Here is a 20,350-nt window from a genome sequence, read left to right on the forward strand (position 1 = left end):
CGCTGGAGCAACGCGTTTCAGGGAGAGGAGTTGCGGCGCACGGGCGGCACGCGATAGGTGCCTTCCACCACGGCCTCGTCGGGTTCGTAGGCGCGCAGCACGAGGCGCATCGGTCCCGCCGGGGCCGGCAGCCAGTTGGCCGCACGCTCGTCCGACGGCCGATCCTGCTGGATGTAGATCGTGAGAGAGCCATCGGCGCTGCGCACCAGTCCTGGCGTGAGGTCGCCGATCGAATAGCGGTCGATCGGATTGTCGACGAAGAAGGCGCGCCCGTCCGGTATGACCTCGTAGGCCGAGAGCGACCAGAAGGCGCGGGCGGGCGGCAGGCCGTTCGCCGGGAAGTCGAGCGTATAGCGCCGGTCGCCCGAGAGGGGCTGCCGCTCCGCGTCGACGGCGCAGCTCGCATAGGCGGCTTCGGCAGGGATCAGCGCGCCGAGCGCCGTCAGTGCGGTGGCCGCCCGATAGAGATAGTCGTCGCCGAAATTGCCGAGGTGTCGCTCGCCGTAGGTCCAGCCTTCGATGGTCCGGCCGCGTTCCGCGGCGGCGCGGATGTCGGCGTGCCCTTGCGTGATGCCCGCGAGAACGGCACGACGCTCCGCCTCGTCGAAGGCGCGCCGGTCGAACTTGCGCCCCGGCTTCAGCTTCAGCGGCGCCAGCATCTCCAACAGCGGCCGGTCGCGCTCGGGCAAGGGACTTTCGGCAAGCGCAAGCATGCCGATGTCGAACAGGTCGAGCGGATCGGCGGGATCGGCGGCGGGCCAGTCGGCGGCGGGCTCGGGAGGGGGCTGTGTGCGGAAGCGCATCAGCTCGCCGACTTCGAGGATGCGCCGCTCGTTGCGCATGTCGGGTGTTTCGAGCAGCACACGGTCCTGGATGATGCGGACGCGATCGAGTTCGCCGGCGCTCTCGACGAGGATGCGCCCGAGCAGCCACACCGAATTGGTCGGCGCACGGACCAGCGTCACGTCGCCCGGCGCGGCGCCCGTCCAGGACGGTCCGACGATCATGTGGGTCGCCAGCCCGTCGGCCTTGAGGCGATGGCTGACGACGAGGAAGTTGTCCGTGAACAGGTCGAGGAAGGCGTAGCTGTAGTAGAGGTCGCCGACCGGCGGCACGGTGAGGAACAACGGCTCCAGCGTGAGGTCGAGCCAGGCCGAGGAATAGAGCGTGTCGGCATTCGGCGTGGTGACGTCGCGCGTGCGCGCATCGGCGAGTCCCGGCATGTGGCGAAAGCGGTTGAGCCGCTGGCGGTGCGGGTTCGTTTCGTCGGCCGTCGCGCGCCAGCGCGCGCGATACATCTCGTAGACCGGGAAGAGATAGATCGTGGCGCGCCGGGCGAGCTCGCGCAGCGTTGCCGGCGGGTCCTGCGCGCGCGCCGTCGCCGGCAGGCCGACCAGCCCGGCCAGCGCGGCGCGACGGCCGATCCTCATGCGGCGCGCTCGCGCAACTGCCGCCGTTCGGCGACGAAGGCGGCGGCTTCTTTCCACGGGGCCAGCGTCCAGAACGAGCGCGCCCGGCCCGAGGGCGAAGCCAGCACGAAAGCCACCGCCCCTTCCAGCAGCTCCGCGTGCCGGCCATAGGCGGGCGCCTTAACGCCCAGCGCCAGCGAGGCGGCGTGCTTGGAGGTGAAGGCGATGGCCGCGGGACGGAAGCGCCGCAGCTTGGCATGCAGCGAGCCGGCATCCATCGCCTCGGGCGTGAGCTCATGGTCCGATCCGACCTCGGTCTTGTTGAGATCGGTCAGTCCCAGGCGCAGCGTCAGCAGCTCGGGGTAGCGCTGCGGCGCCAGTCGCTCGGGCGTCAGGCCGACCGCATGCAGGGTCGGCCAGAAGGCGTTGCCGGGGTTGGCATAGTAGGCACGCGCCTTGAACGAGGCCGGGCTCGGCGCGGTGCCGCAGAACACCAGGTCGAGACCCGGTGCCAGCAGGTCCGGGATGAGAGGACTATTCTGCCTTGATGCCCGCGGCACGGATGACCTCGCCCCAGCGTTTGATCTCGGTCTGGATATAGGCGTCGATCTCGGGGACCGTCATGATACCGGGCTCGAAGCCGCCGGCCTTCATGCTTTCCACGACGTCCGGCGACTTCAGCGCCTTCTCCGTCGCGTTGCGAAGCTTCTCCTTGATCCGGGCCGGCGTGCCGGTCGGCACCGCCCAGATCGACCAGGAGGTGACGACGAGATCCGGCGACACGACCTCGGCGAAGGTCGGCGTGTTGGGCGTGACCGGCGAGCGCTTGGCGCCGCTCGAGGCCATCGGCTTCAGCTTGCCGGCGCTGACCTGGCTCATCAGCGAATCGATGTTGGAGATCACCATCGGCACGTGGCCGGCCAGCACGTCGGCGGCCGCCGCGGCGGCGCCGCGATAGCTAATGAAGGTGATGTCGGCGCCGGTCTTCTGCTTGAACAGCTCCATGGTCAGGGTCGGCGAGGTGCCGAGGCCGGACGAGCCGAAGGAATATTTGCCGGGCTCCTTCTTCGCCGCCTCGATCAGCTTGGGCAGCGTGTCGTGTGGAAAGTTGGGATTGCAGCACAGGAGATTGGGCTGCGTGCCGATCCACGCCACCGTCTCGAGGTCGGTGACGGCATTGTAGGCCGGCTTGCGATAGAGATGCGGCACGAGCGCGTGGCTGCCGATATTGCCCAGCAGCACCGAGTAGCCGTCGGGCGGCGACTTGGCGACATTGTCGGCGGCGATCGAGCCGCCGGCGCCCGTGCGGTTTTCGACCACGAAGGTCTGGCCGAGCTCGTCGCCGAGCTTGGCGGCGAGACGTCGGGCGATGTTGTCCTGCGAACCGCCTGCGGTGAAGGGGCAGACGATGCGGACGCTGCGGTTGGGCCAGTCGTCGCCCTGCGCCAGGGCGAAGGTCGGGATGAAGGGCAGCGTCGCCAGGCCGGCCGTGAAGTGACGTCTCCTCATGTCTTTCTTCCTTTGATTCGGAATGTCTTGGCCGTGGATGATGCACGAGCTGTGACGCGCCGCCTAGGGCGGTCCCTTGCCTGCATTTCGTCCTGAGGTTCCGCGGCCTTGTCCGCTCCCAGCCGTCGGGCATGATGGCGGTCGGGAGGACCCAATGAACAAGATCGACAAGGCCGACGAAGCCCAGCTTCTCGCCACCATCGACCGCTGGATCGAGCGCGAGGTGGCGCCGCGCGTCAAGGAATTCGACCATGCCGACAAATGGCCGGCCGAGATCGTCGAGCAGATGAAGGAACTCGGCCTGTTCGGCGCCACGATCAGCCCGGAATATGGCGGGCTGGGCCTGCCGGCCACGACCTACGCCGAGATCGTGATGCGCGTCTCGTCGGTGTGGATGGCCATCACCGGCATCTTCAATTCCCACCTGATGCTCGCGCTGGCCGTGGAGAAATTCGGCACGCCGCGCCAGAAGGAGCACTGGCTGCCGAAGTTCGCGAGCGGCGAAATCCGCGGCGGCCTGGCGCTCACCGAACCCGATGCCGGCACCGACCTGCAGTCGATCCGCATGGTGGCGAAGCGCGACGGCAATGATGGCTATGTCATCAACGGTACCAAGACCTGGATCTCCAACGGCATCGAGGGCCATTGCTTCGCCATGCTGGTGAAGACCGATCCCGAGGCCAATCCGCGCCACACCGGCATGAGCCTGTTCATCACGCCCAAGGGGCCGGGCTTCACGGTCGGCCGCAAGCTCGAGAAGCTCGGCTACAAGTCGATCGATTCCGGCGAGCTGGTGTTCGAGGACTACAGGATCCCGGCCGATCACCTGATCGGCGAGGTCGAGGGCCAAGGCTTCGCGCAAGTCGCGGGCGGGCTCGAACTGGGCCGCATCAACGTCGCCTCGCGCGGCGTCGGCATCGCCGAGGGTGCGCTCAGGCTGGCGACCAGCTACTCGCAGATGCGCAGGACCTTCGGCAAGCCGATCTGCGAGCACCAGGCGATCCAGCTCAAGCTCGGCGAAATGGCGACGCGCGCCCGCGCCGCCCGCCTGCTGACTCTCGATGCCGCCGCCATCTTCGATCGCGGTGAACGCTGCGACATGGAAGCCGGCATGGCGAAATACTTCGCGTCCGAGGCGGCGCTGGAGAACAGCATCGAATCGATGCGCATCCACGGCGCCTATGGCTATTCCAAGGAATACGACATCGAACGGCTCTATCGCGACGCCCCGCTGACCTGCATCGGCGAGGGCACCAACGAGATGCAGCGCATCATCATCGCGCGGCAGCTGATCAAGCGGAACCCGATCTCGTGAGCGGCAAGCCGCTCGAAGGCATCCGCGTTCTCACGCTCGAACAGTTCGGCGCCGGCCCCTATGGTACGATGTTCCTGGCCGAGCTCGGCGCCGAGGTGATCAAGATCGAGGCGCCCGAGGGCGGCGATCCCTCGCGCCAGGTCGGGCCCCACAAGCTCGGTGAGAACGACAGCGAGTATTTCCAGGCCTGGAACCTCGGCAAGAAGAGCGTGACCCTCGACATGAAGTCGGCAGAGGGACGGCGCCAGTTCGAGGCGCTGGTCCAGGGCGCCGACTGCGTCGTGAACAACATGCGCGGGACCCAGCCCGCCAAGCTCGGCATCGACTATGCCAGCCTCAAACACCTGAAGCCGGCGATCGTTTGCCTGCACATCTCCGCCTATGGGCGGGACAACGAGCGCAAGGACTGGCCCGGCTACGATTTCCTGATGCAGGCCGAGGCCGGGCTGATGGAACTGACCGGCGAGCCCGACGGGCCGCCGACGCGGGTCGGTGTCTCGATGATCGACAGCATGAGCGGTCTGACCGGCATCGTCGGTCTCCTGAGCTGCCTGCTGCGGGCCCGCACCACGGGGCAGGGCTGCGATGTCGACACCTGCCTCTACGACGTCGCCATGCACCAGCTCACCTATCCCGGCCTCTGGTATCTGAATGAAGGCGATGTCTCGCCGCGCGTGCCTAGAAGCGCGCATCTCTCGCTGGCGCCGGTCCAGACCTTCCCGACGAAGGACGGCTGGATCTACGTCATGTGCATGACGCAGAAATTCTGGCTGGCGCTCTGCGAGGTGATGGGCCGTGGCGATCTCGTGGCCGATCCGCGTTTCCCCGATCCCAACACGCGGGCGAGGAACCGAGCGATTCTTTCGGCCGAACTGGACGCGACGTTCCGCACGCGCACGACGGAAGAGTGGCTCGCTGCGATGAACGGTTTGCTGCCCGCAGCGCCGGTCTACCGCCTCGACCAGGCGCTCGACAGTTCCTTTGCCCGTGAGACCGGCATGGTCTCGACCGTGCCGCATCCGATGAAGGGCGACCTGCGCATCCTCGCCAATCCCCTGCGCATCGATGGCGAGCGGTTGGCGCAGTCCGCCTGTTCGCCGCTGGGCGCCGACAACGAAGAACTGCTGGGCAAGTCGTCATGAAACTTCAGGGCATCAAGGTCGTCGATCTCTCCTGGTTCCTGCCGGGCCCCTATCTCACCACCTCGCTCGCCGACCATGGCGCCGAGGTGATCAAGGTCGAGCCGCCGGGCGAGGGCGATCCCGGCCGTCATATCCTGCCGCCCGACGAACGCACCTCGGTGTTCTTCCGCAACATGGGCCGCGGCAAGAAGAGCGTCGTGCTCGACCTCAAGAGCGAGCAGGGCCGCGCCGATCTGTTCCGTCTCGCCTGCGAGGCCGACGTGCTGGTCGAATCGTTCCGGCCCGGCGTCGCGGCCCGCTTCGGCATCGGCTACGAAGCCGTCGCCGCCAGGAACCCGGGCATCGTCTATTGCTCGATCAGCGCCTTCGGCCAGGACGGCGCCTATCCCGGCCGCGCCGCGCACGATCTTGCGCTGGAAGCCATGACCGGCGTGTTGAGCCTGACCCTGGGCGACGATGGCCGTCCTGCAATCCCCGGCATCCCGGTCGCCGATCTGGTGAGCGGTCTTCATGGTCTCGCGGGCGTGCTGATGGCGCTGCTGCGCCGCAAGGATACCGGCCGCGGCGACTATATCGACGTGTCGATGCACGAATCGCTGATGGCCTCGTGTGCGAACGTCGTCGGCACGACCTTCGCCGAGAACAAGGCGCCCGACGTGAAGCAGCAGCGCACGACCGGCGGTTCGGCCTTCTATCGTGTCTACGATACGTCAGACGGCCGCCAGCTGGTCATCGCGGGTCAGGAGATGAAGTTCATCAGGAACCTGCTGGGCGCGCTCGGCAAACCGGAGATGGCGCCGTTGTGCGAATGGCCCGGCGCCCACCAGAAGCCGGTGATGGATTTCCTTGCCGCGACCTTCAGCGCGAAGCCGCTCGCCCACTGGATGGAGTATCTGGCAACGCTCGACATCTGCTACGGCCCGGTGAACACGCTCCCCGAAGCCATCGCCGACGCCAACCTGCAGAAGCGCGGCTTCATGGTCATGGACGAGCAGGGCCGCCTCCACTTCGGTCCCGTCGTCCGCTTCAGGAACGAACCGTCGAGCCCGCTCTATCGCGAGCCGTTGCTGGGTGAGCATACGGACGAAGTGTTGAGGCGTTAGAAGAAAGGTCCCTCGCTGCGCTCGGGATGACACTTATGGGTTGCTAACGCACACAATCCATTAAGAAAACGTTGTCATCCCGAGCGCAGCAAGGGACCTTTCTCGTTAGGCCGCCACCAGCTCCACGGCCTTCGCCAGCGGCACCGGCGTGTCGTCGAGAAGGAGGTTGATCGCTTCTTCCTCCCAGCCGGACTCGCCGAGCGACAGCGGGTCCTGTGGCGCGAGCCGGTGTTCGATGACCAGGCGCGACAGAAGCAGGCGGCGGGCGTCGCCGCCTTCGGCGCCGAGGGTGGCGCCTTCCCAGCCCAGCAAGGCCGCGCTCGTCGCGTGATAGAGCGCGCCGGCGGCGAGGCGGGAGCGCTTCTCGTGTTTGGGATCTGCGGCCACCGCTTCGACGAAGCGTTCGACCCGGTCGAGCGTGGCGCCCAGCAGGCCCTTGTACTGGCCGGGCAGGGCGCCGCTCGGCTCGTACTTCGCCTTGAGGGCAGCCGAGAGGGTCTTGTGACCGCCCGACTTGCCGACGGCGCGCTGCACCACGTCGAGTGCGTTGATGTTGGAGGTGCCCTCCCACAGGGTGCCGATCTGCGCATCGCGCACCAGCCGCGCCGTCACCCATTCCTCGATGTAGCCCAGCCCGCCCTTGACCTCGAGCGCGGCGCTGGCGACCGGGATGTTGTCGCGGCAGGCGCGGAACTTGTAGACCGGGGTCAGGATACGCAGCAGGTTCGCCGCGTCCTGGTCACCCTTATCCGCACGGCCCATCGCGTCGGCGGAGAAGGCGAACATCGACAGCGCCTGCTCGGTCGGCAGCATGATCTTCATGAGCTGGCGGCGCAGCAGCGGGTATTCCGCGATCGAGCGACCGAAGGCGCGGCGGCCGCGCGCGGCGGCCAGCGCTTCGTTGAGGCAGCGGCGCATCATCGAGGCGGCGCGGACGCCGTGGCTCAGCCGCGACAGGTTCACCTGCTCCATCATCTGCTTGAAGCCGCGGTTCACGTCGCCCACGAGATAGGCCGTGGCGCCGTCGAGGATGATCTCGCCCGAGGCCATCGAACGCGTGCCGAGCTTGTCCTTGAGACGCACGATCCGGTAGCTGTTGCGGCGACCGTCCTCGAGCCGGCGCGGCAGGGCGAACAGGCCGAGGCCCGAGGTACCCGGCGCCGCACCGCGCGGCCGCGCCAGCATCACCGCCACATCGGCGTCGGCATGGCTGCAGAACCATTTCTGGCCGTAGAGCTTCCAGCGCTCGACACCGTCGGGGCCGACTCCCACCCGCTCGGCCTCGGTCTCCAGCGCGCCGACGTCGGAGCCGCCGGCCTTCTCGGTCATGAACTGCGTGCCCTTCAGCATCGTGGCCGGATCCTGGCTGAGCAGCCGGTCGAGCAGCAGCTTCTTCAGCTCGGGCGAGCCGTAGCGCTTGATGATGAAGTTCGAGGTGTCGGAGACGGAGACCGGACACATCAGGCCGAACTCGCCCTGAACGAACAGATAGGTGATGGCGTACTTGACCAGCGGAGGGGCCGGCTCCGCCAGACCCAGCACGCCGGCGCGATGGCTCATCGCGTGCATGCCGAATTCCTCGAAGGCGATCTTCTCCATCTCGCGATAGGCGGGGTGGTAATCGATCCAGTCCTCGTCGCGGCCGAAGCGGTCGCGCGGTTGCAGCACCGGCGGATGCTTGTCGGCGACCATTGCCAGTTCGTCGAGCCGTCCGCCGGCCAGCCCGCCCAGCAGCTCGAAATGCGGTGTCATCTGCCGCAGCAGGCCGGGCTCCATGTAGAGCCGCATCAGGTCCTGGAACTGCCGGTCGATCGAAAAGAAATTCTGGCCGTGCGCGTCGGTGGCGATGTGGTGGGCGCCGTGCGGCCCTTCGTTCAATCCGTGAGTCATGTCGGGCATGGTTTCCTCCGTCTGGTCGTTTCTTATTATCGCCAGCCCTGCGTCAGCACGCGCGTCACATAGGGCGGCACGGTCTCGGTGGCGGGGCCATAGATGTGTTCGTGGAACAGGCTCTTGTTGTCGGTCGGTTCGAGATTGAGCTCGACCGTGCGGGCGCGCGGCGCGTGGCGGCGCACATGCAGGACGAAGCCGGCGGCGGGATAGACTTCGCCCGACGTGCCGATCGCGAGGAAGAGCCCGCAGCGCTCCAGCACTTCGTAGATTTCCTCGAGATGTATCGGCATCTCGCCGAACCACACGATGTTGGGGCGCAGCTCGCCCACGGAATTGCAGTGAGGGCAGATCGAAGCGGGCGTCAGGTCGTAGTCGGAGGAGAACACCGTCTTGCATTCCATGCAGCGGATCTCGCCGTCGCGGCCGTGCATGTGGATCACGCGCTTCGAGCCGGCCTGCTCGTGCAGCAGGTCGATATTTTGCGTGATGATCGTCACCTCGCCGTCATACTCGCGCTCGAGCCGCGCCAGCGCCTTGTGCGCCTCGTTCGGGCCGATGCCGGCGGCCCGGAACATGCTGCGGGTCTCGTTGTAGAAGTCGAGCACCTTCTTCTTGTCGCGGTGCCAGGCTTCCAGCGTCGCGACCTCCTCGAGGTTGACCCTGTTCCACAGCCCGTCGGCGTCACGGAACGTGTCGATGCCGCTTTCCTTGGAGATGCCGGCGCCGGTCAGCACGGCGATGCCGGGCGGGAAGAAATCCTGGTGCATGCCGCCAATCTAGCGCCGTGCTAGTGTCCGCGGCCATGACCATTGGAGTTCTGTTCGTCTGCACCGCGAACCTGTGCCGCTCGCCGATGGCCGAAGGCGCGTTCCGGTCTTTGGCTGCAAAGGCGGGCCTCGCGGACGCGTTCGAGATCGACTCGGCCGGCACCGGCGCCAGCCATGTCGGCCAGCCGCCGACCCGGCTCGCCGTCGAGGCAGCGGCCGCGCGCGGCTACGATATTTCCGGCCTCCGGGCCCGCCAGGTGACGGGCGAGGACATCAAGCGCTTCGACTACGTTCTCGCAATGACCCGCACCCATCTCGTCGATTTGCGCTGGCTGGCGCCGCGCGAGCTGGCCGAACGGCCGCAGCTCCTGATGAGCTACGCACCGCCGATCGGGGTCCTCGATATTGTCGATCCGTTCGGCGGCACCCCCGACGATTATGAGCGTGCCCTTGGGTTGATCGAGGCCGCCACGCGCGGCCTCGTCGCCCGGCTCGCCCCCGAGGTCAGAAAGGCCATTTGAGGCCGAGCTCGCCGAACCGGTTCAGCACGTTGAAGGTGAGCCGCGACACGTCGTTGTCGAACTTGTTGTGGGGCAGGCTGCCGCAATAGGTGATCGAGCCCACGGAGAACACCGCGCCGCCCTTCGGCTTCTCGATATAGGTCATGTCGGCGCGGATGAGCTGTTCCAGCGTCTGGCCGGGGATCGTCGTCGTGAAGCCCAGACGTTCCTCGTGGACCACGACGAAGTTCCGGCGGTCGTGTCCTTCCGACGAGGCCAGGACCACGGCGTTGAGCGGGCTACCCAGCCGGTGATCGAGCCGGTCGAGTTCGAAACCCGCCGCGCCGCCGCCCGAGAAGCCGTAGCCGCCGAACAGCTCGTCCTTCACGCCCTCGAACACCCAGGCGTGGGTGTTGTCGCGCGCCGCCGGCGATTGCCGGTAGGAATCGCCCACGAAGGTGCCCTGGCTCGAGAAGCCGATGCCGCAGAGCAGGTTCGGCGGCCGGTCCGAGCGCCGCCACAGGCCGCCATAGGCGCCGTCGAACGCGTGGTAATATTCGCCCGGTTCGGCCGCCCAGGTGCGGATGCCGCCTTCGGTCCGCCGTACCTCGATGGCGCCCGGCACCTTGGGCGACAGCGCCACGCGCCAGTAGAAGCCGTTGCCGCCGAGATACATCAGCCGCCCGCCGCTCTCGGTATAGGCCTGCAGCGCATCGAGCGTACCCTCGGTGTGATATTCCGGGTGCGAGCCGGTCAGCACGACCTTGTAGGAGGCGAGCAACTCGACGCCCTTCTCGTCGAGATCGTGGTCGGTCACGACGTCGAACGCCACGCCCATGCGATCGAGCCATCCGGTGAGATGCGTGTCGGCCGGCAGGTGGCGCAGGCCCGAGCCCGCCTCGTCGTTGAAACTGAGGAAGTTCGGCCGCCAGGTCAGCAGTGGCCGCAGCCGCGAGGAATAGGCCACGCCCGAACCGTCGCGATGATGGTTGTAGGTCGACAGGCCGTAGTCGCCATGATCGTCGGGATTGTGCGGATAGGCCTTCCAGTCGGCGACCCGCTTGCGGAAGGCATCGTCGAACATTCCGCGCGAGAAGTTGGAATAGACCTGATAGGTGAAGGTCGAGGCGAGGTAGCAGACCTTGGCCTGAGGCTTGCCGACCTGCGGCCGCACGAAGAACGGGATGATGTCGCGATGGGGCCCGCAGGAGAGCTGCATCCCATAGATGCCGCTCTTCATTTCCTTGGGGATCGTGAAGGTGAAATCGTCGAGCCAGCCGCAATCGTGCAGGTCGTCGTCGTGGAAATGGATGGCGGCGTAGTGATGCGGCGCGCGACGCCAGTCGCGCTCGGCGCCGGTCCAGGCCGAGCCCTTCATGGCGCGCGTCGGCAGGTTGACGAGCTTGCCGTGCAGTTTGTTGGGACCGGTGTCCTCGATGTCCATCGAGTCCATGCGGCGCGTGAAATCCCAGGCGGCGAAGCCCTGGATGCTCGGCGCCTCGATCTTGCCGTTGAAGCAGCGCCGTGCCGGCCGGTCCGTCGCGGCCTCCGCTCCGATCATCACGGCCGCCGCAGCCTCCAGCGCCGGGGCGGAGGCCTTGCCGCTTGCCTCGCCTTCGTCGTCGGTGCCGAAGGCGCGCGCCAGCGGCTGCTGGCCGACACGCAGGAGGCCGGTCTCGGGATCGGCGCTCGCCCAGACGCGATACCAGATGCGCGCCCGCAGCTTCTTGCCCACCACGACGCGCTCCGTGCCGGTCTCCAGCGCCAAGCCGTCCGGCGTCAGCACCAGCGCGAAGCCCGCGCCGGTGGCCGCATCCCGGCGCGAGATCACGGTTTGCGGCCCATCTTCGGGCAGGGTCGGCCAGATCAGCGCCTCGACCTGGAGCGCGCCGGGAAGTCCGAGAGTCTTTGCGCCCTCGACCAGGCCGTAGGACCCGGGCCAGGCGTGCTGGACGCGCGAGGCGAAGCGGCCGTCGAACAGCTCGGACAGATCCTCGAACTTGGGCGGTGGTCCGCCGGGATTGGGATCGCCGCGCACGATGCGGACCAGCATCGCGTGGTAAGGGGTCGGTCCCGCGCTGGAGACCTTGAAGGAGATTTTCTCGCCGCTCCGTACCGAGATGCGGTCCGAGTAGCCGATCAACGCTGCGGTCACATTTAACTCCCAATTGGCGGCCGATATAGTCGCCTGAAATCAGGGAGCTTCGCCATGACCAATAAGACAATCGCCAAGACGATTCGACGCCGTGCCCTCATCGCGGGTGCCGCCCTCGCGCCTCTCGCGGCACCGATGCTGGCCCGCCACGGCTGGGCGCAATCGACCTATCCCAACAAGCAGATCCGCATGGTCGTGCCCTTCGCGCCGGCCGGCACGACCGACTTGCTGGGCCGCATCGCCGCGGCGCATCTCCAGGAAGTCTGGGGCCAGACCGTCGTGGTCGACAACAAGAGCGGTGCCGGCGGCAATGTCGGGGCGGAGATCGTCGCCAAGTCGCCGGCCGACGGCTACACGCTGCTGCTGGGGACGGTCGGCACCGCCGTCACCAACCAGTTCCTCTACAAGAACATGCCCTATGACAGCGTGAAGAGCTTCGCGCCGGTCGCGCTGTTCGGCGAGGTCGCCAACGTGCTCGCGGTCCATCCCGACGTGCCGGTGAAGACGGCCAAGGAATATGTCGAGTATTGCAAGAAGCAGGGCCCCAACAAGGTGAGCTTCGGCTCCCCGGCGGTCGGCGGTACCGGCCACCTGGCGATGGAGTATTTCGAGTCGCTGGCCGACTTCAAGGTCGAGCATGTCGTCTATCGCGGCAGCTCGCTGGTGCTGAAGGACCTGCTGGCCGGCCACATTCCCAGCACGATGGACAACCTGCCGCCCTACCTGCCGCACATCCAGTCGGGGGCGCTGCGGGCGCTGGGCGTCAGCTCGGGCAAGCGCTGGTTCTCGCTGCCGGACACGCCGACCATCGCCGAGCAGGGCTTCGCGGGCTTCGATGCGGCGCCCTGGTGGTACGTCTCGGCACCGGCCGGCACGCCGCCGGAGATCGTGAAGAAGCTCTCGGACGAGCTGGTGAAGGCGTCGAAGCAGCCCGACGTCATCAAGAAGATCCGCGATGCCGGCGCCGCCGAGCTGGGCGGCTCGTCGGAAGACCTCGCGAAGCACATGCAGAGCGAATACGTTAAGTGGAAGAAGGTCGTCGAGGCCGCCAAACTGGAGCCGCAATGAGCCGTCCTGAACTGAAGGGAAAGATCCAGACCGTTCTCGGGCCGATCGAGCCCGAGAAGCTCGGCCGCACGCTGATGCACGAACACGTGCTCTGCGACATCCGTCCGCCCGGGACGCGCTCCGACAACGATCTCGGCCCCGAGATCACTCTGGAGAACGTCTGGCAGATCAACTATGGCCGCGGCCTCAAGCGCGCCGGGCGCAAGTACATGCTCGACCTCGAGGACATCGCCACCCGCGAAGTGGCGATGATGAAGCACGAGGGCGGCGACGCTATCGTCGAACTGTCCTGCGGCGGCCTCTCGCCCGATCCGAACGGCCTGCGCCGCATCGCGGCCGGCACCGGCGTCCATCTGGTGATGGGCTGCGGCTACTACGTGAACGACTACCAGGATCCGAAGAACCACGGCCGCACGGTCGACGACTTCGCCGCCGAGATGATCGGCCAGATCCACGACGGCGCCTGGGGCACCGACGTCTGCGCCGGCATGATCGGCGAGATCGGCTGCCAGGCGCCGTGGACCGACACCGAGAAGCGCGTGATGCAGGGCGCGTTCATTGCCGCCACCGAGACCGGTGCGTCGATCAATGTGCATCCCGGCCGCGATCCCGACCAGCCGCAGGAGATCGCCGACTTCGCCAGGGAAGCGGGCTTCCCGACCGAGCGCATCGTCATCAGCCACATCGACCGCACCATCTTCGACGAGCCGCGGCTCTTGAAGCTGGCCGACTCCGGCGTGACGGTCGAGTTCGACCTGTTCGGCCAGGAATCGAGTTATTACGGCCTCTCCGATATCGACATGCCCAACGACGCGACGCGGCTCAAGCTGATCCGCGCGCTGATCGATGCCGGTCACCTGGAGCGCGTCGTGATCAGCCACGACATCTGCTACCGCACCCGCCTCGCGAGCTTCGGCGGCCACGGCTACGGCCACATCTTCCGCAACGTCGTGCCGATGATGCAGAAGCGCGGCTACAGCGAGGCCGAGATCGACGCCATCCTGGTGGGCAATCCGCGGCGGCTGCTGACCTTCGTGTGACGAGAGAGAGCGAAGGTCCCTCACTTCTCGTTCGGGATGACAGCGTTTTTGTAGCGGCGCACTGCGCCAATCCCGCCAAAGTTGTCATCCCGAACGAAGTGAGGGACCTTTCCCTCTTTCACGGTCAGAAAGTCAGCGGATACTCCGCTTCCGCCGTGTAGATCGGACCCCCGCGGCCGAGGCGGCTCGAATAGAGCGTGAAGTGTTCGGCGATCCAGGGTTCCAGGCGGAACGTGCCGTGGCTCGCCATGAACTGCGCGATGTGATGGCCGGTCTCGCCGCCTGCGGGAAAGCGCGCCAGGGTGACGTGGGGACGGTAGTTGCGGCGGTCGACCTCGATGCCGCAGTTGCGCGCAACGGTCGTCACCTTCTGCTGCAGCCAGTCGAGGCGCTCGCTGCGTTCGACCAGGGCGACCAGCGCCCGGGGCTGCTTGCCGCTGCTGAACTGGTCGACGCCGGCGATCGCCACCGAGAAGGGCGGGCCGGCGATGTCGCCCAGCTCCTCCTCGAAGTCGCGCATCGTGCCGCCCTGGACCTCGCCCGCGAAGCACAGGGTGACATGCAGGTTCTCGGCCGGCACCCAGTGGGCGTCGGGGACCCCCGATTGCAGCGCCGAGAGTTCCTCGGCGATCTCGTCAGGGACGGGCAGGGCGACGAACAGACGCGGCATCGTCGAGATTCTTCGTAACGAAGGGGAGGATACGCTCGACGATGATGTCGACGCCCTTGGCGTTGGGATGGATGCCGTCGGGCTGGTTGAGCGCGGGATCCTGGGCCACGCCGTCGAGGAAGAAGGGATAGAGCGGCACGCCGTGCTTGTCGGCGAGCCGCTTGTAGAGGCCGTCGAATTGCTTGACGTACTCCGGTCCGTAGTTGCGGGGCGCCATCATGCCGACCAGCCAGACGGTGGCACCGGCCTGTTTCAGTTTGTCGACGATGGCATCGAGATTCTTCTCGGTGCTGGCCGGATCGAGGGCGCGCAGCATGTCGTTGCCGCCCAGCTCGACCATCACGATGTCGGGCTTGTCGGCCAGCATCCAGTCGATGCGTTCGAGACCGCCCATCGTCGTGTCGCCCGAGACGCCGTGATTTATGACGGTGACGTTGCGGCCCTTGTCCTTAAGCGCCGCCTGCAGGCGGGTGGGAAAGGCCTGGGCCGGGGCGAGGCCGTAGCCCGCGGCCAGGCTGTCGCCCAGGATCGCGAGCTTCACCGGCTCGGCCCCGGTTTGCCCGGTTTGTGCATGGACCGCTGCGGGCGCTGTCAGGGCCGCAAGGCACAGGATCAGCGCCACGAATGCCGCGATCCGCGAATTGACCGTCGCCGTAAAACCACCATATCGACTTTGCAGTTTCATTCCTTGCCTGTCCCAGGAGCCCGCTTGGCCGAGCCGCTTCCCATCGCACACTTTCCGATCGTTCGCCTGACCGACGTGCATCTCGACATGGCGAGCGATGCCGGCACGGTCAATATCCTGCGCGGCGTCACTCTCGACATCGCGGCCGGCGAGATTGCGGCGGTGGTGGGGCCTTCGGGTGCCGGCAAGTCGAGCCTGATGATGGTGGCGGGCGGGCTCGAGCGCGCGACGTCGGGCCGGGTCGAGGTCGCGGGCAACGATCTCGGACCGATGGGCGACGACGACCGGGCGCGGCTGCGCCGCGACCATATCGGCATCGTTTTCCAGGGATTCCATCTCATTCCGACCATGACGGCGCACGAGAACGTGGCGCTGCCGCTCGAATTCGCCGGCCGCTCCGATGCGTTCGAACTGGCGGAAGCGGCGCTGAAGCGCGTCGGGCTCGGCCATCGCATCGGCCACTATCCTGCGCAACTGTCCGGCGGCGAGCAGCAGCGCGTGGCCGTCGCCCGCGCCTTCGTCGGCCGGCCGAAGCTGATGCTGGCGGACGAACCGACCGGCAATCTCGACGGCGCCACCGGCAAGCAGGTGATGGACCTGCTGTTCGAGGTCGCGCGCACCGACAACACGACCCTGATCCTGATCACGCACGACATGGGTCTGGCCGAGCGGTGCGACCGCGTGCTGCGCATCGCCGACGGCCTGCTGGTCGCGGACGATCGCCTGCGCACGCTCGCCGCGCAGTGACGGCGTTTCCATGAACCTCGCCTTCCGCCTCGCCCGCCGCGAGATGCGCAGCGGCCTCGGCGGTTTCCGCCTGTTCATCGCCTGCCTGGCGCTGGGTGTCGGCGCCATTGCGGCGATCCTGTCGTTCAGCCGCGCCGTCGAGGAAGGGCTGCGCGCCGACGCCCGCGAGATACTGGGCGGCGACGTCGCGATCTCGCTGCTCTATCGCGAGGCGACGCAAGAGCAGATTGCCTTCATGCGCGAGCAGGGCGAGCTGGTGCGCTGGCTCGACAGCCGCGCCATGGCGCGACCGACCAAGTCCGACGGACGGCCGACCTTGGTGCAACTCAAGGCCGTCGAACCTGCCTATCCGCTCTACGGCAAGCTCGAGATGGCCGATGGCGGCACGCTGGCCAATGCCATGGGCAAGCGCGACGGCATCTGGGGCGCGGCCGTCGAGGAGTCCGCGCTGCGCCGCATGAACATGGCGCCCGGCGACATGCTGAGGGTCGGCGACACGGCGGTCGAGGTGCGCGGGATCATCGCGCGCGAGCCAGACCGCGGCCTCAATGCCTTCGCGAGCCTGGGCCCCCGTCTGATGATCCCGCTCGACGCGGCGATCGAAGCGGGCATTGTTCAGCCGGGCAGCATGCTTACCTGGGAATACCGGCTGCGTCTGCCGCCCGGCCGCTCCGATCGCGCGGTCATCGAGACGCTGAAAGCCCGCTTCCCCGATGCCGGCTGGCGGGTGAGGGGGCTCGACGATGCCGGCGGCGGCATCCGCTTCTGGCTCGACCGGCTGACACAGTTCATCGGCCTGATCGGGCTGGCCTCGCTGCTCGTGGGCGGCGTGGGCGTGGGCAATGCCGTCTCGAGCTTTCTCGCGGCACGGCTGCGCACCATTGCGACCCTGAAATGCCTGGGCGCGCCGGAGCGGCTGGTCTTCACCACCTATTTCATCCAGCTCGCCGCGCTGGCGGCGCTGGGTGTCGGCATCGGCCTGGTGATCGGCGCGGCCCTGCCGTTCGTGGCCCAGTCGGCGATCGCCGACCTGCTGCCGGTCCGGGCGCGGGTGGCACTCTATGCCGGGCCGCTGGCGACGGCGGCGGGCTTCGGCCTGCTGGTCTCGCTGCTGTTCGCGCTGGTGCCGCTGATGCGCGCCCGCAGCGTTTCGGCGGCGACGTTGATGCGCGGCGCCGTGGTCCAGCAGGGCGGGCGGCTGGCCTGGCGCGACGCGCTGGTACTGGGCGCCGCGGCAGTGGCGCTGGCGGCCTTCACGATCTTCACCGCCGACAGCCGCCGCATCGCGGCCTATTTCGTGCTGGGCTCGGTCGGCGCCTTCATCGCCTTTCCCCTCCTGGCGCGGCTGCTCATGTTCGGCGCCGCCCGGATCGGCAAGCCCAAGTTCGCCGCGCTGCGGCTGGCGCTGGCCAACCTGCACCGGCCGGGCGCGCCCACGCCCATCGTCATGCTGTCGCTGGGGCTCGGCCTCACCGTGCTGGTGGCGACGGCCCTGATCGAGGGCAATCTGCGCGAGCAGCTCACGCGGCGCATCCCGGGCGATGCGCCGGCCTTCTTCTTCGTCGACATCCAGTCGAGCCAGATGCCGGCCTTCGAGACGGCGATCGCCGCCATTCCCGGCGCCGGGCCGCTCGACAAGGTGCCGTCGCTGCGCGGGCGCATCGTCAAGATCGGCGGCAAGCCGGTGAGCGAGGTCGCCGTGCCTTCCGATGCGCGCTGGGCGGTCGAGGGCGATCGCGGGGTCACCTATTCCGCGACGCCGCCCGAGGGCTCGCGCATCGTCGCCGGCGAATGGTGGCCGGCCGATTATCGAGGGCCGCAGCTCATCTCGTTCGACGAGAACCTGGCCAATCAGTTCGGCCTGAAGCTGGGCGACACCATCACGGTGAACATCCTGGGCCGCGACATCGAGGCGAAGATCGCCTCGCTGCGACGCATCGAGTGGACGACGCTGGCCATCAACTTCGTGTTCGTCTACTCGCCCGGCACGCTCGACAAGGCGCCGCACACCTTCCTCGCCACGGTGAAATCCACGCCCGAGGCAGAGGACGCGATCTTCAAGGCCGTCACCGACCAGTTCCCCAACGTCACCGTGGTGCGCATCCGCGATGCCATCGAGACCGCGGCCGGGGTGCTGGGCAATATCGGCCTCGCCAGCCGGGTGATCGGCTTCCTCAGCATCCTGGCCGGCGTGCTGGTGCTGGCGGGGGCGATGCTCGCCACCCAGCGCCGCCGCGTCCACGAGGCGGTGGTGATGAAGGTGCTGGGCGCGACCCGGGCCCGCATCGCCGGGACCTTCGCCTGGGAGTTCGCCTTCCTGGGCCTCGCCACCGCGATGGCGTCGGTGGGCGTGGGGACCCTGGCCGCCTATCTGGTGGTGCGGCGGCTCATGAACCTTGAGTGGACGTTCCTGCCGATGGTCGCCGTGGCGGTCGCCGTGGGTGCCATGGCGCTCACCCTGGCGTTCGGCCTCGCGGGAACTTTAGCGGCTTTGAGGCAAAGGCCTCTTGCCTTGTTGCGCAATGAGTGAACTAATTATTCTCCGGAACGGCTCCAAATTGGAATCCCGTCAGGCGAGTTCGCTATTGATTCAGTCGATCTGTAACCCCAGATTATCTGTCGAAGGGGCTCGGCAAACGAGGCCCCCTTGGAGGCTTGAAACCAAATGGTAAATCCGAACTTCGGCACCTTCAATCGCGCCGGCACCGTTGCCGACCAGGCGTCGTTTGATGTCGGTCTGCGCGCCCACATGGTGCGTGTGTACAACTACATGGCTTCGGGGCTCGCTTTGTCGGGCATCGTGGCCTTCGGTCTGTTCAGCTCGCCGGAACTCGCCAGCCTGTTCTTCCAGGTTCAGGCGGGTCGCGTCGTCGGACTGAACGTGCTGGGCTGGATCGCGATCTTCGCTCCGCTCGGCCTGCTGCTGCTGACCTCGTTCCGCGCTGCTCAGATGAGCACCACTGCGGTACAGGCGGTCTACTGGGCGGTCACGGCTCTGATGGGCGTCAGCCTGTCGCTGCTGCTGTTCCGCTACACCGGCGCCAGTGTCGCGCGCACCTTCTTCGTGACGGCCGCCGCCTTCGGCGCGCTCAGCCTCTATGGCTACACGACGAAGCGCGACCTGACGGCGATGGGCAAGTTCCTGTTCATGGGCGTGATCGGCCTCATCCTGGCCGGCCTCGTCAACATGATCTGGCCGTCGGGCACGATGAGCTTCATCATCTCCGCCGCCGGCGTGCTGATCTTCTCGGGCCTGATCGCCTACGACACCCAGAAGATCAAGGAACAGTATTCCGAGGCCTGGGGCACGGACATGATCGAGAAGGTCGCCGTGTTCGGCGCGCTCAGCCTGTACCTGGACTTCGTGAACCTGTTCCAGTTCCTCATGAGCTTCATGGGCCAGTCGCGCGACTAGCCGACCGAACCATCGAGACAGTCCAAGGGCGCCCGGGTCGAAAGACCCGGGCGTTCTGCTTTTGAGGGAGCGGGCCCGCCTCCCAAGATTGCGCCGTGCGCCTGCCGCCCTATACTTTGCGAATGCGGCGCACCTCCTACGAACAGATGAATTGCTCGATCGCTGCGGCGCTCGATGTCGTCGGCGAGCCGTGGACGCTGCTCATCGTGCGCGATGCCTTCTATGGCGTGCGCCGCTTCGACGACTTCCAGGAGAATCTCGGGATCGCGCGCAACGTGCTGACCGCGCGGCTGAAGAAGCTCGTGGAGGCCGGCATCTTCCGCAAGACCGCCTATCGCCAGCGTCCGCTGCGCCACGAATACCGTCTCACCGAAAAGGGAGCGGCGCTGTTCACCGTCATCGTCGGGCTGAAGCAATGGGGCGACCGCTTCGGCCCCGCCGCGCGCGGCGGCAAGCCGATGGATCTGGTGGATCGCGCCGACAAACGCCCCCTCGAGCCCGTGCTGATCGACGCCGAGAGCGGGCGCCGTCTCGAACTCACCAACGTGCGCGCCGTGGCGGGTCCGGGCGCGGACGAGAGCACGCGCACCTTTTTCGAACGGCTGGCGCTCAATCGCCCGGCGAGGTAACGCCCCCTCAGTCGTCCTGAGCACAGCGAAGGACCTAGCTGGCCGAGCAGCGTACCGCGTGACGGGCGTGAGGTCCTTCGCTGCACTCAGGACGACAGGAAAGAGCTAGTCCTTCGTATCCGGTTCGAGGCGCTTGCCGTCGATCAGGCGCGCGGCGCGGTCTGTGGCATCCTTGTCGGCGTCTTTCTCGGCGCGCGTGCGGCCGAAGCGGCGGCGGTTCGCGTCTGCTTCCGTCTCGCGTTCGCGTTTCGCCTTGTCCTTGCGGGCGCGTCGCAGGTTGACGATCTCGGCCATGGATTTCTC

General features: G+C 67.2%; 19 protein-coding genes. 10 read left to right on the forward strand and 9 right to left on the reverse strand.

Going from position 1 to position 20,350, the window contains the following annotated elements:
- Positions 1-17: 17 nt before the first annotated feature.
- From ACP15H_RS29470 to ACP15H_RS29480, 3 genes are read right to left on the reverse strand one after another with little or no spacing between them, the layout of a single operon-like run.
- Entirely contained in the window at positions 18-1,430 is a 1,413-nt protein-coding gene (locus ACP15H_RS29470) for a DUF1254 domain-containing protein (RefSeq protein ID WP_425069663.1), read from the reverse strand.
- The gene (locus tag ACP15H_RS29475; protein ID WP_425069664.1) at positions 1,427-1,969 is read right to left on the reverse strand and encodes a mismatch-specific DNA-glycosylase; all 543 of its coding nucleotides are present in this window, start codon (positions 1,967-1,969) and stop codon (positions 1,427-1,429) included. The genes ACP15H_RS29470 and ACP15H_RS29475 overlap by 4 nt, the downstream gene beginning before the upstream one ends.
- Entirely contained in the window at positions 1,944-2,918 is a 975-nt protein-coding gene (locus ACP15H_RS29480; RefSeq protein ID WP_425069665.1) for a Bug family tripartite tricarboxylate transporter substrate binding protein, read from the reverse strand. Before ACP15H_RS29480 ends, ACP15H_RS29475 begins: the two co-directional genes overlap by 26 nt.
- A 154-nt stretch (positions 2,919-3,072) precedes the next feature.
- Here ACP15H_RS29480 and ACP15H_RS29485 point away from each other — a divergent pair, with 154 nt between their 5' ends.
- From ACP15H_RS29485 to ACP15H_RS29495, 3 genes are read left to right on the forward strand one after another with little or no spacing between them, the layout of a single operon-like run.
- Positions 3,073-4,233, forward strand: a complete 1,161-nt coding sequence (locus ACP15H_RS29485; protein WP_425069666.1) for an acyl-CoA dehydrogenase family protein — start codon at positions 3,073-3,075, stop codon at positions 4,231-4,233.
- Positions 4,230-5,375 carry a CaiB/BaiF CoA transferase family protein gene (locus tag ACP15H_RS29490; protein ID WP_425069667.1) on the forward strand — a complete coding sequence of 382 codons (1,146 nt, stop codon included), beginning with the start codon at positions 4,230-4,232 and terminating at the stop codon, positions 5,373-5,375. Before ACP15H_RS29485 ends, ACP15H_RS29490 begins: the two co-directional genes overlap by 4 nt.
- Entirely contained in the window at positions 5,372-6,478 is a 1,107-nt protein-coding gene (locus ACP15H_RS29495; protein WP_425069668.1) for a CaiB/BaiF CoA transferase family protein, read from the forward strand. Before ACP15H_RS29490 ends, ACP15H_RS29495 begins: the two co-directional genes overlap by 4 nt.
- A gap of 105 nt (positions 6,479-6,583) precedes the next feature.
- Here the strand turns inward: ACP15H_RS29495 and ACP15H_RS29500 are convergent, their stop codons facing one another.
- Together ACP15H_RS29500 and ACP15H_RS29505 are read right to left on the reverse strand one after the other, a co-directional pair.
- Entirely contained in the window at positions 6,584-8,377 is a 1,794-nt protein-coding gene (locus tag ACP15H_RS29500) for an acyl-CoA dehydrogenase family protein (RefSeq protein ID WP_425069669.1), read from the reverse strand.
- 26 nt (positions 8,378-8,403) lie between these two features.
- Positions 8,404-9,138, reverse strand: a complete 735-nt coding sequence (locus ACP15H_RS29505; protein WP_425069670.1) for an NAD-dependent deacylase — start codon at positions 9,136-9,138, stop codon at positions 8,404-8,406.
- Between the two features lie 35 nt (positions 9,139-9,173).
- Here ACP15H_RS29505 and ACP15H_RS29510 point away from each other — a divergent pair, with 35 nt between their 5' ends.
- Positions 9,174-9,659 carry a low molecular weight protein-tyrosine-phosphatase gene (locus ACP15H_RS29510; RefSeq protein ID WP_425069671.1) on the forward strand — a complete coding sequence of 162 codons (486 nt, stop codon included), beginning with the start codon at positions 9,174-9,176 and terminating at the stop codon, positions 9,657-9,659.
- On the opposite strand, the gene ACP15H_RS29515 is transcribed toward ACP15H_RS29510, so the two are convergent.
- Positions 9,643-11,793: a N,N-dimethylformamidase beta subunit family domain-containing protein gene (locus tag ACP15H_RS29515; protein WP_425069672.1), complete on the reverse strand. Its 2,151-nt coding sequence runs from the start codon at positions 11,791-11,793 to the stop codon at positions 9,643-9,645. The genes ACP15H_RS29510 and ACP15H_RS29515 overlap by 17 nt on opposite strands.
- Before the next feature lie 54 nt (positions 11,794-11,847).
- Here ACP15H_RS29515 and ACP15H_RS29520 point away from each other — a divergent pair, with 54 nt between their 5' ends.
- Positions 11,848-12,861 (forward strand): Bug family tripartite tricarboxylate transporter substrate binding protein, encoded by a 1,014-nt coding sequence (locus ACP15H_RS29520; protein WP_425069673.1) that lies wholly within the window; start codon positions 11,848-11,850, stop codon positions 12,859-12,861.
- Positions 12,858-13,901, forward strand: coding sequence for a phosphotriesterase family protein (locus tag ACP15H_RS29525; RefSeq protein WP_425069674.1), 1,044 nt, complete (start codon positions 12,858-12,860; stop codon positions 13,899-13,901). The genes ACP15H_RS29520 and ACP15H_RS29525 overlap by 4 nt, the downstream gene beginning before the upstream one ends.
- Before the next feature lie 124 nt (positions 13,902-14,025).
- Here ACP15H_RS29525 and thpR read toward each other — a convergent pair whose 3' ends face one another.
- On the reverse strand, positions 14,026-14,571 hold the full coding sequence (thpR, locus tag ACP15H_RS29530; RefSeq protein WP_425069675.1) for an RNA 2',3'-cyclic phosphodiesterase: 546 nt from the start codon (positions 14,569-14,571) through the stop codon (positions 14,026-14,028).
- On the reverse strand, positions 14,537-15,256 hold the full coding sequence (locus ACP15H_RS29535) for an arylesterase (RefSeq protein WP_425069676.1): 720 nt from the start codon (positions 15,254-15,256) through the stop codon (positions 14,537-14,539). Before ACP15H_RS29535 ends, thpR begins: the two co-directional genes overlap by 35 nt.
- An 87-nt stretch (positions 15,257-15,343) precedes the next feature.
- On the opposite strand from ACP15H_RS29535, the gene ACP15H_RS29540 reads away from it, so the two are divergent.
- The 4 genes from ACP15H_RS29540 to ACP15H_RS29555 all read left to right on the forward strand — a co-directional run bounded on the left by ACP15H_RS29540 (position 15,344) and on the right by ACP15H_RS29555 (position 20,047).
- Positions 15,344-16,003 (forward strand): ABC transporter ATP-binding protein, encoded by a 660-nt coding sequence (locus ACP15H_RS29540; protein ID WP_425069987.1) that lies wholly within the window; start codon positions 15,344-15,346, stop codon positions 16,001-16,003.
- A 10-nt stretch (positions 16,004-16,013) separates the two neighbouring features.
- A complete protein-coding gene (locus ACP15H_RS29545; RefSeq protein ID WP_425069677.1) occupies positions 16,014-18,533 on the forward strand; it encodes an ABC transporter permease in 2,520 nt (839 codons plus the stop codon).
- 135 nt (positions 18,534-18,668) lie between these two features.
- Positions 18,669-19,418, forward strand: coding sequence for a Bax inhibitor-1/YccA family protein (locus ACP15H_RS29550; RefSeq protein WP_425069678.1), 750 nt, complete (start codon positions 18,669-18,671; stop codon positions 19,416-19,418).
- 122 nt (positions 19,419-19,540) lie between these two features.
- Positions 19,541-20,047: a winged helix-turn-helix transcriptional regulator gene (locus tag ACP15H_RS29555; RefSeq protein WP_425069679.1), complete on the forward strand. Its 507-nt coding sequence runs from the start codon at positions 19,541-19,543 to the stop codon at positions 20,045-20,047.
- A gap of 105 nt (positions 20,048-20,152) precedes the next feature.
- Here the strand turns inward: ACP15H_RS29555 and ACP15H_RS29560 are convergent, their stop codons facing one another.
- Positions 20,153-20,341, reverse strand: a complete 189-nt coding sequence (locus tag ACP15H_RS29560) for a DUF4169 family protein (RefSeq protein WP_425069680.1) — start codon at positions 20,339-20,341, stop codon at positions 20,153-20,155.
- Between the last annotated feature and the right edge of the window lie 9 nt (positions 20,342-20,350).

It is taken from the genome of Reyranella sp., assembly GCF_965249915.1.
In the GTDB taxonomy this organism is placed as follows: Bacteria; Pseudomonadota; Alphaproteobacteria; order Reyranellales; family Reyranellaceae; genus Reyranella.